Genomic DNA, 13654 nt, shown 5'->3' on the forward strand with positions numbered 1-13654 from the left:
GGCTCCCCAAGCAGCAGGCACAAATATTCAAAATGTCCTTTTTTGAGGGAAAGAATGCTGACGAGATATCGTCAGAATTGGGGACAACCGCAAACAATGTTTACTTTGCGCGTTCTAAAGCAATCTCATTGCTTAAAGAAACGTTCAAAAAAAAGGATATCTCATTCTATGCCATGCTAATATCCTTGATTTCAACGAACTGACATCTATAGCAGGCGCAACTAAACTAACACCCTAATTTCGTTCCTTAGCAGCACAATCTGTTCTTCATTTTCTAACTTTTTTAATATCCTAGAGACCACGACCCTAGAGCTATTCAAATCTGAAGCAATATCCTGATGCGTTAAAGTCAAAATCGGATTTTCCGTCAATTTTACCTTTTCTTTCAAATAATTCATGATGCGCATTTCCATGTTGGAAAACGCCAGATTGTCAATAGCGCCCAACATCTCGTTCATTCTGGAAGAATAACTGCTCAGGATAAATTCCCGCCAGGAGCTGTATTTGGCGAGCCATTCATTTAAATATTGATTGGGGATCATGGCCACCAAGGTATGCATCTCCGCTTGTGCCCTGATCTCACTTTTCTTCGTCCCAACGCAACATGCAATCGACATCGTGCAAGTCTCTCCTTTTGCCAAATAATAAAGCAGAATCTCCCCTTCTTTGGAATCTTCACGCACAATTTTAATGGCGCCGTCAATCAACAGTGGCATGGAGCGCACATACTGTCCAATATCAATAATGACTTCCCCAGTTTCGAAAGTCTTCATAATAGCAACCGCCTCAATCTCTTCGATCAAGGCGGATTCTAATATATTTTGATAAGCGTTTGCTATTAAACTCATAGAGCTAGTTGCTAGGATGTTTCTTTACCTTTATTTTTCCAATCAATAAAACTGCCTGCATAATTATAAACGTTTTCAAAGCCGTTCCTTTCTAAAAAGGAGGTCGCGATTGTGGCGCGGTCGCCGGATTGACATTGTATAATAATCTTCTTGTCTTTATATTCCGTTGGCAGTTTCTTCGGTAAGTTACCAATAAATTTATGAATTGCACCGGGAATGTGAGCCGTTTCAAATTCCGATTTACCACGAACATCTAGTAAAACCGTATCATCCTTATCTTTCCAAGCCTCAACCGTATCAGCATCCACAAGCTTTGTTTCCTCCAAAGGCACACCGGATAGATCCGTCACAAATCCGTCGATATCATCCATTCCAATACGCATCAACTTCCGCGTAATCTCTTCCTGACGCCCCGCTTCAGCTATTATAACCAATTTCTTATCGTAAGGCAACATCCAACCGGCCCAATTCGCAAGCGAATTATTATTTTGAATATTTATAGAATCCTTTACATGTCCTTTGGCAAACTCGACTTTATTGCGCGTATCGACTAGAATAGTATCTTTTTTCGCCAAACCTTCCTCAATAGACAAGGTCGGATGCATCGGCACTTCCACTAACAATGGTCTATCGACCTTGTTTAGCTTCTTCATCATCGCAAAGTAGATTGGAGCCTCCGGTTGATCGCTCAATAGATAGTTCTTAAAACCTTCATAGTCTTCACCGAATTGGAAAGCCCAATTACGTATTTTTTCATATCCTACTGTACTGCTAGGCACGGCCCCCAATGCTTTCCCACAGGCAGAACCTGCGCCATGCCCGGGCCAAACTTGAACATAGTCCGGCAATGCCACAAACTTCTTCAAAGATTGAAACATCTGTTCTGCGCCAACTTCCTTCGTACCGATCAAGCCTGCCGCTTCCTCAAGCAAATCAGGTCGGCCGATATCGCCAACAAAAACAAAGTCGCCTGTAAAGATCATTACAGGTTCGTCGGAAGCTGGATGATCGCGAAGGATAAAACTAATACTTTCAGGAGTATGCCCCGGTGTATGCATTACGGTTAGGCTCAAGTTCCCAACTTTAATTACATCCCCATCTTTTAATCCCTCGTGTGCAAATTCGTACTGCCAATTCTCTCCGCCTTCGTCTGATAGATATAACTTTGCGCCAGTCGCATCCGCGAGTTCTCGCGAACCGGCCAGAAAGTCAGCGTGGATATGCGTTTCAGCGATGTGAGTTATCTCCAAATTGTTCTGCTTTGCAATGTCCAAATAAACATCGATATCTCGCTGTGCATCAATAACGATCGCAACTTTCTTTGCTTGGCAGCCTATAAAATAACTAGCTTGAGCTAGCGTCTTGTCGTAAACTTGTTGAAAAAACATCTTTAAATTTATATTTCGTTTAAAACTTGTCCCTATTGTTTATAATTAAAGCGTGGACAATAGAAACTTTCATAATATAACAAAGCTATAGCTTAATTTCAGCATAGACAGTTACAAATGTTACACAGAACGATAGATTAGTGAGGTAATTTATGTTTCAGCAAACCATAAAGATAAGTACCCAATAGGGCGAATGCGATTACAATCAACATTGGATAAACGCCAGCACCCAATAAAACAAAGATCGGACCAGGGCATGCCCCTACTAAAGCCCAACCTAAGCCGAAAAGGATACCTCCAATAAGATAGCGAGGAATAGATTTTGCCTTATCGGCAATAACAATATCACCACCGTCTACATCTTTCGCATGCGTACGTTTAATTAGCTGTACAGCAATTACACCAACTACAAGTGCCGTTCCGATAAATCCATACATATGGAATGATTGGAAATTGAACATTTCATAAATCCGAAACCATGACGCAGCTTCCGCTTTATACATCACCACACCAAACAATATTCCTAAAAGGATAAATAATACTTTTCTCATGATAGTCTAGAAGATTAAGGGGAATAATACGTGAACCATCATTAGCCCACCAATAAAAAATCCGATTACCGCCACTAAAGATGGCCATTGCAGATCGCTCAAACCTGATATTGCGTGTCCGGAGGTACAGCCGCCTGCATAACGTGTACCGAAACCTATCAAAAGACCTCCAATCGCTAAAATAAGAATGTTCTTTACACTCATCACTTCAAAAATTTCCGAAGGAGAGTACGCTGCTCCGGCGGATTCAATGCCTATTGCTTTTAACTGTACAATACTGCTTTCCGAAATCGCTGGCACTTGATTGTCGGACAGATAATGCGCCGCAACAAAACCTCCAATAACAGATCCTACAAGAAACAATAGGTTCCAACGCTGTGCTTTCCAATCGAAATCAAAAAAACTGCAGGACTTTCCAGCGCCCAATGCAGAACAGAGATTCCTAAAATTGGATGAGAATCCGAAGCTTTTCCCTAGATAGATTAATGCCACCATGATTAGCGCAACAAGCGCTCCACCCACATACCATGGCCAGGGTCCTAAAATTAATTCCATATTTCCTTTCATTTTTTTACAAAGGTACTGCCCTGATAACAGACGAATGGTAACATAAGTTACACCGACAAGCGCATACGCACCCCATTCCTAATTGATCATTTCTAGGTCAGTAATCTCCCTCTGTAACAAAGGTAACCAAAATAGCAAAGCGAAACTGTCACCTTTGAACCATCAAATTATAGAAGGAATGGAAATATTAGGATTTATAGCAGCTATAGGTATAGGATTGATATTGGGGTTAATCGGTGCTGGAGGTAGTATATTAACTGTCCCGGTCATGGTTTACTTATTTGCAATCGATCCCTTTTTAGCGACGACTTATTCCCTGTTTATCGTGGGCATCAGCAGCTTGGCGGGTATTGTACCGTATACCTTAAAAAGACAAGTGGATTTTAAGACTTCCATATTCTTCGGACTTCCGTCCATTTTGGGGGTATTTGTCTCTCGGCGTTATATACACCCTATAATACCAAATGATATCATCCAGCTTAACGGTTGGATGCTCAGTAAGGATATGCTCTTAATGTTGCTTTTCGCAGTGTTAATGGTCTTCGCTGCACTAAATATGATCTGGAAGAAGGAGATAGCAACAGACGCTCATAAAGCAAATGACCAAATTGGAAAAATAATCGTTCAGGGGTTATTAATTGGGATCTTAGTTGGATTAGTTGGCGCAGGTGGAGGATTTCTAATTATCCCTGCACTGATTATTTTCAATAAAATGTCACTAAAGACCGCTATTGGTTCTTCCTTATTGATTATCGCATTGAACTCCTTATTTGGTTTCATCAGCAGCACAAATATCGACGAGATTCACTGGCCGCTATTGCTCGAAATCACAGCAATCGCACTCGCTGGTATGCTCCTCGGCAGCTGGATAAGCCAAAAAGCGGATGCGGCAAAATTAAAACCTTTCTTTGGCTATTTTGTACTGTTCATGGCAATATGGATCCTCTACCAAGAGTTGCATTAGTCTCATCGAATTCACCGAATAAAACGTGTAGTTCACCGAATTTTATACTCTTTTAACCTATTCCTAGTTACAGATATTAAGAAGTTCACGTACTTTTGAATAACAAATTAAACAAGTAACGTAAATAATTGTTAATCAAATAAAAGAAGAGATATGTCAATCAAAGAAACATTCACTATTACAGGTGAGAACTTATTAAAAAGAGTAAAGGAATTAATTGCTGAAGGTAATGTTACAAAGATCAGCATTTCAGACAAATCAGGAAAAGAGATCATGAGCTTCCCTGTGACCCTAGGTGTTATCGGTGTCGTATTAGCACCCATATTCGCAGCCGTTGGTGCACTAGCAGCATTACTAACGGAGTGTAAAATCACAGTAGAGCGTTCGGAGAAGCCTACAGAACCTGAAAAAGAAGCTGCCCCAGAGCAGAACGATGGCCCTAGAGATATTGAAGTCCATTAATAAAATAAAAAGAGATGCCGAGGCATCTCTTTTTATTTTATAGTAGTTAGTATTTAGTACTTAGTAGTTAGACCTATGGCGGCTACCGGAATTTAGATTTTAGATGTGAGACATTAGAGGTTAGATTTTGGACGTGAGATTTGTCTTTGAACCAGAAAAAAAAGGATGTAAGGATGGTCAGGATCAATAATCTGCTAATGTTGGAGACGTTTAGTGAAACGTCTCTACGCGGTTCGCCATGATTACCACCTATATGGTTCAAAATTGTATAGAAGCCAATTGGACGCCAATGCGTAGAGACGTTTCACTAAACGTCTCCTGAAACTTACGATTAAGACCAACATCTAACACCGTACTAGATCCTGACAATCCTTAAATCCTTCCTTTCCTGGTTCAAAACAAACATCCAAACGAAACATCCCGCGAATCCTTAAATCCTTCCTTTCCTGGTTCAGACTCTACTGTCTCATATCTAAAATCTAACATCTAAAAGACACCTAAACCCCACTTCCCTTTCAAACCCAATGTAAACCCAATACAAACCCCAATCATAGCCGCTCCGAAAGGGTTATGATTGAGGTTAGAATTGGATTTGATTAACGTCTGCTATTTGTTACATCAGAATCGCGTCTTTTACTTCTACCTTCGTCCAGTACTTTTTGTAGATTTCTATTGCGGCGAGGTGATCAGGGTGATTTTCGTACACGTTTATTTCATCCATATTGTTGAAGGTAATCAGCAGGAGATATGAAAATGAGTTGTCGACGACGGGGCGTGGGGTTGTCGGAGCGGGCTTGCCATATTTTAATTCCTTGATACCTTCTATCTTGCTGAGGGTTGTAAAGAAATTCAAAAAATCCTTCTCTTCTTCCGCTGTAATGCCTTCTTTGAGCCAAAAATAAACTGAGTGTACAATTGTTTCCTTTGATAGGGATGTGTCCATATTTGTAGTATTTGTTTTAGGTTCTGCACAGCTGTTGAGGACAGAGCCTGCCGCTGCTCCCACAAGGAGGCTTCCGATAAATGCTTTTCTTTTCATAGGTAATGTTTAGATTGATGTTGTAAACAATAAATATACTAATTTACTAGAACATTCTACCTGTCGATTGATTAGCAATAATTTAGCGCATTTTGCACAGCAAAAGCTATATTTGTAGGGATATTGGGGATAATTAAATTGTCGAAAAACAAACAAAAACCCTTTTATTACGTTAATACTTAAGTATAAAAAGATAATCACAAAACAAGACATCTTCAGCTTTGAATAAATTCGGCCGTATTGCAATCAAAACTTTCTTATGGATAATTGGTTCCATCATCGCTTTGCTATTACTGGTTATTTTCCTCGTAAGATTACCTGCTGTACAAAATTACATTGTCGGCAAGGTGACGAATTACTTGGAAAATAAGATCGGTACGCAGGTAGATATCGGTCATATCAATATAACCTTTCCTAAAAAACTAGTATTAGAAAACGTCTTCTTCGCAGATCAGTCAAAGGACACTTTAATTGCCGGCGAGCAGTTGCTCGTTGACATCAATATGTTCAAACTATTAAAAAACACTGTCGAAATCGAAGAACTCGAGTTGAAAGGTATCACTGCAAAAATCAACCGTAAGCTACCGGATAGTGCTTTCAACTTTAGTTACATCGTCAACGCGTTTGCCACCGAAAAAGAAAGCACAGCGACTGCAGATTCTACGTCGGCATTAACATTCGATATCGATAAGGTACTGTTCGAACGGATTAAGTTTGTATATAAAGATGATGTTATTGGTACCTCGGCCGATCTTTATCTTAACCATTTCGATACTCGCATCAAAACCTTCGATCTTACGAAAAATATGACCTTCGATATGCCGAAGATCAATATCGACGGTTTGCAGGCAAGGATTAAGCAATGGCAGGTTACTTCGGAAGAGGAAGCACCCGATGCCTCCGACTTCGGAATTACCGACCCATCCGTAGAAGCGTCCTCGCTCTTACCAAATTTGGCAACTGAGGTTCTCGGCTTGAAGAATATTTATATACAGTATGATGACGAGGCATCGAACATCAATACCAAATTTACGATTAAAGAACTCATCGCGAATGTCGATCAGATTGATCTGAACAAGGAACTGGTCAAACTGAAAGAGGTAAAACTAACAGACTCAGAATCTGAAGTATTCCTAGGAAAATCTGCTCCAAAGGCAGAGACGGAGAGCGCTGACAGCAGTTCTGTAAATTGGATTGTATCGGTTGATAAGATTGGTATTGCGAAAACAAACGTTTGGTTTAGAGATGATAATCAGCCAAGAATGAAAGGTTTGGACTATTTCAATTTGAAGTTGACCGACCTTGCCGGCGCGATGGACAATGTCTACTATTCAGCGGATTCCATTTCCGGAAATCTGGCAAACCTTGCCGTTAAAGATCATTCGGGATTTGAGCTACGACAGTTAAAAGGTGATTTCGTATACACCAATACCGGGGCTATCGTAAAAGATTTCTTGATCGAAACTCCGAATTCAATAATCCGTGATAATATAAAAGTTTCTTACCCTTCCCTAGCCGCCGTTTCAGAAAATCCTAGTAACGTCACGATCGAGGCTACGCTAAAGAAGACGCAGATCGATATGCGCGATATCCGCTATTTGGCTCCGGATCTCGAAAAAGAGGAAACGATGAAGCCTTTAATGGATAAGAAATTCTATATCGATGGAAAGGTATTAGGAAAATTGAACGATTTAAGAATTCCGAAAGTGGAGTTCAAAACATTAAATAACACCCATCTTATCGCCTCGGCTCACATCAAAGGGCTTCCGGACATGAACAAAATGTATCTGGATCTAGACATCCGAAAGATGACGACGAGTCGTGCTGACCTTAACCGTTTGATTGCTCCTTCCTTATTACCAGACAGCATTCAATTACCAAGAAATATTAGCTTGGTTGGTACGTTCAAAGGTGGCATGAGCGGTTTTGATACCGATTTGAAATTGGTTACGGAACAGGGAAATGCAACTGTCAACGGGACATTAAATATGGGTAGAGATACAACCTATAATGCTTTCGTATCGGTTGATAACTTCAATTTAGGCGAATTCTTAAAACAAGATTCCGTTTTAGGTTTCATTGCCGCACAGGCACAGGTAAAAGGTACCGGCTTGAATCCGAAGACGATGGTTGCTGATGCGACCGGAACCTTAAAACGATTCGACGCCATGGGTTATGGCTACCGAGATATCGACTTTGACTTTACAGCGGATCGCGGTGACATTTCGGGCAATCTACATAGTCCGGATCCAAATGTGCAGCTGAATGCAAGCATCCAAGCAAATATGCAGGGGCAATATCCGAGGCTCTATGCCGAGATGATGATCGACAGCATCAACTTAAAGAATTTGAAGTTGATGGATGAAAATCTACGTTATCATGGAAAAATCATCGCAGATTTCGAGACTTTCGACTTAGATCATTTGAACGGTTCCCTACAGATTGCAAATTCGTCTATTGCTTACAATGATGATCGATATGTGCTAGATACGGTCGCATTAACAGCACAGGCGGACACGAACAGAAACATTTTAATACTCAGTTCCGAATTTATGAATGCGCATTTGGCGGGCAAATATAAATTGACTGAGTTAGGAGCTTCAGTACAAGATATCATCAGAACTTATTATAACCCATCTAATGATCATACGCCGCTTGTTTATTCCCCACAGCAGTTTGAGTTTAGTGCGCGCTTGAATAATGCGAGGATTATCAGAGAGTTTTTCCCAGCATTGGAAGAATTACAAGATATAACCTTAGACGGTACTTTTAATAGTGAGGATAAGGCCTTGATGGCGAAGTTGCTCGCGCCAAAGATAATGTACGACGGTACTGAAGTTGAGAATATTGGTATGGATATTATCACTGTTGACAGCACCATGTATTATAACGCCTTGATCGAGCACATCAAAGTGAGCGGTGTGGAATTGCGTAATACCGTATTAAGTGGAAATGTCGTTGAAAACAAAGTCGACTTGGGACTTTGGATAAAAGACAAAGAAGACAAAGAACAGTACCATTTGGGTGCGAATATGTCGGTTGATGCTAATAATTACAATTTCTCATTGAAAGAGGACGGTTTAATGCTGAATTATGAGAAGTGGGGCATCAATCCGAATAACTTATTAAGTTTTGGGAGCGCAGGAATTCGAGCTAATAACTTCCATCTCTCCAAAGATGGTCAGGAGATGATTATACAGTCGAAAGACTCCACCATGAACTCCCCTATCGATTTAACCTTTAATAACTTCCGAATTGAAACCATTACGCGGATGTTGAATTCCGAGAACCTAACATTAGGTGGCGGAATCAACGGTACTGCTACGGTTTCACGATTGGAGGCGAACCCTGTATTTGTTTCTGATTTGAACATCGAAAAGTTCTTCTTCGGAAAAGATACGATTGGGAATGTGATGTTGAAGGTAAACAACATTAAAGAAAACACATACTCCGCCGATGTTAGAATTACCGAGAATGGCAATGATGTTCAATTGATTGGTGATGTTATCATTCCAGCAGAAGGCGATATGCAAATCGATGCGACTTTGGATCTTAAACCAATGACCATCAAAACAATTGAAGCCTTTAGTATGGGGCAACTTAAAGGCTCGCAAGGCGACTTATCAGGATCTCTGCGTATAACCGGAACGACATCTGCCCCTCGTATAAATGGTGATTTGACTTTTAATGATGCCATCATTAACGCCTCGATGTTGAACTCCAACATGAAGATTGATAACCAGAAGATCTACTTTAACGATCAGGGAATCACCTTCCGTCAATTTAACTTGGTAGATTCGAGAAACAACGTTGCTCGCCTGAACGGGTCGATAAGAACAACAACCTATACAGACTTTGTATTTAACTTGAACCTGACCACGGATGATTTTGAAGTGATGAACTCAACTCGTGAAGACAACGACATGTTCTTCGGAAAGATGTACATCACATCCAATCTACGTATTACAGGAGATTTGAATAAACCTAGAATCGATGGTAATGTGAAGGCTAATGATCGTACGGATTTTAGTTTCATCGTACCAAACGATGACCCTGGAGTAACGCAACGTGACGGCGTGGTTAAATTTGTGGATAAGAGTGATACCGCACGTGCTAACGTTTTCGCGAAACTAGATTCCATGACGACTGCGACGACGCTGTCGGGCTATGACATCGCCTTAAATTTAAGTACCGATCCGGACGCAAAGTTTAAAATTATTCTGGATGAAGGAACGCAGGATGCCTTAAATATTCAGGGTATAGCAGAGATTAACACTACAATCGACGCGAACGACAAGATTACGATGTCAGGAACATTCACGGTCGAAGATGGTGATTACACGTTCTCATTCGGTCCGATATCGAAAGACTTTAGGTTCCAAAAAGGTAGTACAATTACTTGGAACGGGGATCCGCTGGATGCCCGATTGGATATCACTGCCCTTTACTCTGGTAAGTTCGCAACATTAGAACTGGTTCAGAACCAAATCGGCGCAGAGAGTCAGAACCTTTATAAGCAACGTATTCCATTCAACGTAAAATTGATTTTGACTGGTGAGCTGTTTAAGCCGCAAATCAACTTCGATATAGATGTCGACGAAAATAACGCAGTGGCTTCACAGGATGTAATCAGCAAGGTTAATATCGCCTTAGCGAATATACGAGAGGATCCGGCAGAACTTAACAAGCAAGTTTTCTCGCTAATTGCCTTAGGTCGCTTTATGTCCAATAATCCATTTGAAAGTTTATCGGGCGGTGGTCCGGAGTCATTAGCGCGAAGCACGGTGAGTTCTTTCCTAACGAGCCAGCTGAATAATCTTGCTTCCGATTTGATCAAAGGAGTGGAATTAGATTTTAACTTAAATTCGGAGGAAGACTATTTGACGGGATCAGCGCAAACACGTACGGATCTGAACGTCGGTATTTCTAAAATGTTATTTGATGATCGATTGAAGATCACAATTGGTTCGAACTTCGAGGTTGAGGGCAATTCCAGACCGGGAGAAAAAGCAACAAATATTGCCGGTGATATCTCTCTTGACTATCAGTTATCGAAAGATGGTCGCTATTTTGCGCGCGTATATCGTAAGAATCAATATCAAGCGACCCTACAAGGACAATTTGTTGAGACGGGTATTGGTTTCATCATCAACATGAGCTACGACAGATTCAGAGAATTGTTCATGAGCTCAAAAGCTATCGCAGCGTATAACACCGATAGCCGCGGATTTAGAAGACGTTTCGATGTTGAGCGTATGGATACGGATTCGGTATATCGCGACAGCGTCCGCATGGTCATCCGCGATAGTTTGATGACGCACAGTCCTGAGTACAGAAAACGCATCGAAAAAGAGCAACAGGAAGAATTGAAAAAACAACAAGAACAACAAGATAGCACGAGGAATTTGCCTGATACAAGCAAAGTAACCGAGCCGAAGAAAGCTGCGATAAAAAATGAAGAAGAGGAAGGGGAATCCAATGAGAAATAAACTAATATTACCTTGCTTTTTAGGGTTATTACTTAGCAGTTGTAACCCCACCAAATATGTTGCAGAGAACGAAAAGCTTTATAAAGAAGGTGATGTCGTCATACATCATGATTCTATTTCTGAAGAGCGAAGAGAAGGCTTTGAAACTTTTCTAGAATCATCGCTTATGCCGAAGCCAAACAAGAAGTTTGCTGGCATTTACTTTAAATTAGGGATGTGGAACATGGGCGGTGGTCCTGATTCAACTAATAACTTCGTCCGTAAATGGTTAAAGCGCAATGGTGAAGAACCGGTATTATTGAGCGATGTGAATCGGGAATACAATCAAAACCTGTTACGTGGTAAGATGGAGAATTTGGGGTTTTTCCAAGCACGCGTTACTTCGGACACGCTAATCGACGGAAAATTTGCTACTGTTCGATACGACGCTTTCCCCGGAAAGATATACCGTATCAATAAGGTGCAAATTGATATTGATAGTACAACACAAATCGGACGTTCTATCCATGATGTTCATAATAAATCGGTGTTACGCCCTGGCAACAACTATAATCTCGACGTCATTCTGAATGAGCGCGAACGAATTGACAATGAACTTAAATACAAAGGATACTACTATTTCGGCGCAGACAATATTTTAGTGGAAGTGGACAGCACAATCGGGAATAATAAAGTTGATATGTTCCTAACGATTAAACCGGAGACTCCCGAGAAGGCAAAAACACCACAAAAAATCGGGAATGTTTATATTTTCCCTAACTATCGCGAAACCACAGGGACGAATAGACGTCGTATCCCTCGAGGGACAGAGAAATATGATGGCAAATATTATATTATTGACCGGGAAAACCGCTTTCGTAAGAAGGTGTTGGCAAATCACATCTTCCTGGAACCTGGAAAGCTGTATCATCGTTGGGAGCATCAGCAAACGATCAATCACTTAGTTAACTTAAATGCATTTAAGTTTGTGAAGAACGACTTTGTTGATAGTCCGGACTCTGCAAATACGCTTGATGTATACTATTACCTTACGCCAATGCAAAAACGGGCTTTGCGCTTAGAATTGATCGCGAAGACCGCTGCTGTATATAATGGTACGGAAGCTAATATCAACTGGACCTTTAAGAATGCTTTCAAAGGTTTTGAAACGGTGACACTATCCGTTTTCGGTGGATATGAAACGCAAACCGGTGGAAATGTCAATTTAAATTCTAGCTATATCCGCTATGGTGCAGAAGTTGGGATCAACTGGCCACGACTCCTTTCACCTTACAAATGGGCGCCGGGAAAACAATATATTCCTAGAACCTTCCTGAAGGTTGGCTATGAATTCCTGAACAGAAGAACGGCTTATACCCTGAATTCTTTCACGACGAACTTCGGTTATGCCTGGAAAGAAAACGAGCAGAAAGAGCACAACTTAACACTTGCGGAGATTATCTACGTACAGCCTCGCGGAATTTCCGACGAGTATAGGGCACAGATGGACACTGTCCCTACCCTTCGCCATATCGTTGATCCGCAATTCTCATTTGGTCCTAATTACACCTATACCTTCACCAATACGATGGAGGAGAAAAAGCATACTTTCTATGCGAAAGCCGGTTTAAATACGTCGGGAAATATACTGGGTTTGATTCAAGGTGCAGACTACAAAGAGGGAAACATCAAAGAATTGTTCGGGACACCGTATTCACAATTTGTGAAGGCTGAGGCTGATTTACGTCATTATATGAAATTATCGGCGTCTTCGCAATTAGCATCCCGTATTATGATCGGAACAAGTTACTCTTATGGTAACTCCCGTTCCCTTCCCTACTTAAAACAATATTTCACAGGTGGTCCAAATGGGTTACGTGCATTTAGAGCGCGTTCAGTAGGCCCCGGGTCGTCACTTCCTGAAAACATCGGAGAAGACAACTTCTTCGCTGACCAAACTGGTGACTTAAAGCTGGAATTAAACACAGAATATCGTTCTAAAATCGCTGGCATGTTCCATTGGGCAGCCTTTATCGATGCTGGAAACGTATGGCTGCAACGGGAGGATGAAAACAAACCAGGCGGAAAATTCAGTAAGGCATTCTTGTCAGAACTGGCCGTTGGCGGCGGTGTCGGACTGCGTGTGGACCTAGACTTCCTGATAATACGTACAGATTTTGCAATTCCGTTCCGCGTACCATATCGCGATAAAGGGGACCGTTGGGTGTTCAAATATATCGATATTCGTGAACGCGACTGGCGCCGTGACAACCTAGTATTCAACCTAGCAATCGGATATCCATTCTAAGGTCAAGGCTTTTTCAATCAACTTGTGACATAGCGCATTATTCGAAATTTTAAGGGGAA

General features: G+C 41.1%; 10 protein-coding genes. 5 read left to right on the top strand and 5 right to left on the bottom strand.

What is annotated here, in order from left to right; translation table 11 throughout:
* Positions 1 to 203 (top strand): RNA polymerase sigma factor (locus tag B2400_RS15550; RefSeq protein WP_293934739.1); only part of this gene is annotated, 203 nt, incomplete at its 5' end.
* 18 nt (positions 204 to 221) lie between these two features.
* Here B2400_RS15550 and B2400_RS15555 read toward each other — a convergent pair.
* The 4 genes from B2400_RS15555 to B2400_RS15570 form a co-directional block, all read right to left on the bottom strand.
* A complete protein-coding gene (locus B2400_RS15555) occupies positions 222 to 848 on the bottom strand; it encodes a Crp/Fnr family transcriptional regulator (RefSeq protein WP_286650194.1) in 627 nt (208 codons plus the stop codon).
* A gap of 11 nt (positions 849 to 859) precedes the next feature.
* Positions 860 to 2236, bottom strand: a complete 1377-nt coding sequence (locus B2400_RS15560; RefSeq protein ID WP_286650195.1) for an MBL fold metallo-hydrolase — start codon at positions 2234 to 2236, stop codon at positions 860 to 862.
* 137 nt (positions 2237 to 2373) lie between these two features.
* Positions 2374 to 2787 carry a DUF6691 family protein gene (locus B2400_RS15565; RefSeq protein WP_286650196.1) on the bottom strand — a complete coding sequence of 138 codons (414 nt, stop codon included), beginning with the start codon at positions 2785 to 2787 and terminating at the stop codon, positions 2374 to 2376.
* Between the two features lie 6 nt (positions 2788 to 2793).
* The gene (locus B2400_RS15570; RefSeq protein ID WP_149525366.1) at positions 2794 to 3342 is read right to left on the bottom strand and encodes a YeeE/YedE family protein; all 549 of its coding nucleotides are present in this window, start codon (positions 3340 to 3342) and stop codon (positions 2794 to 2796) included.
* 190 nt (positions 3343 to 3532) lie between these two features.
* Here B2400_RS15570 and B2400_RS15575 point away from each other — a divergent pair, with 190 nt between their 5' ends.
* A complete protein-coding gene (locus B2400_RS15575; protein WP_286650197.1) occupies positions 3533 to 4318 on the top strand; it encodes a sulfite exporter TauE/SafE family protein in 786 nt (261 codons plus the stop codon).
* Positions 4319 to 4471: 153 nt separating this feature from the next.
* The gene (locus tag B2400_RS15580) at positions 4472 to 4780 is read left to right on the top strand and encodes a DUF4342 domain-containing protein (protein WP_149525364.1); all 309 of its coding nucleotides are present in this window, start codon (positions 4472 to 4474) and stop codon (positions 4778 to 4780) included.
* A gap of 613 nt (positions 4781 to 5393) precedes the next feature.
* On the opposite strand, the gene B2400_RS15585 is transcribed toward B2400_RS15580, so the two are convergent.
* Positions 5394 to 5819, bottom strand: a complete 426-nt coding sequence (locus B2400_RS15585; RefSeq protein ID WP_149525362.1) for a Dabb family protein — start codon at positions 5817 to 5819, stop codon at positions 5394 to 5396.
* Between the two features lie 221 nt (positions 5820 to 6040).
* On the opposite strand from B2400_RS15585, the gene B2400_RS15590 reads away from it, so the two are divergent.
* Both B2400_RS15590 and B2400_RS15595 read left to right on the top strand, forming a co-directional pair.
* On the top strand, positions 6041 to 11308 hold the full coding sequence (locus B2400_RS15590) for a translocation/assembly module TamB domain-containing protein (protein WP_293934745.1): 5268 nt from the start codon (positions 6041 to 6043) through the stop codon (positions 11306 to 11308).
* Positions 11298 to 13595 (top strand): BamA/TamA family outer membrane protein, encoded by a 2298-nt coding sequence (locus tag B2400_RS15595; protein WP_260044638.1) that lies wholly within the window; start codon positions 11298 to 11300, stop codon positions 13593 to 13595. Before B2400_RS15590 ends, B2400_RS15595 begins: the two co-directional genes overlap by 11 nt.
* The last annotated feature ends 59 nt before the right edge of the window (positions 13596 to 13654 follow it).

Origin of the sequence: Sphingobacterium sp. UBA6645 (assembly GCF_002455685.1) — a bacterium.
GTDB lineage: Bacteria > Bacteroidota > Bacteroidia > Sphingobacteriales > Sphingobacteriaceae > Sphingobacterium > Sphingobacterium hotanense.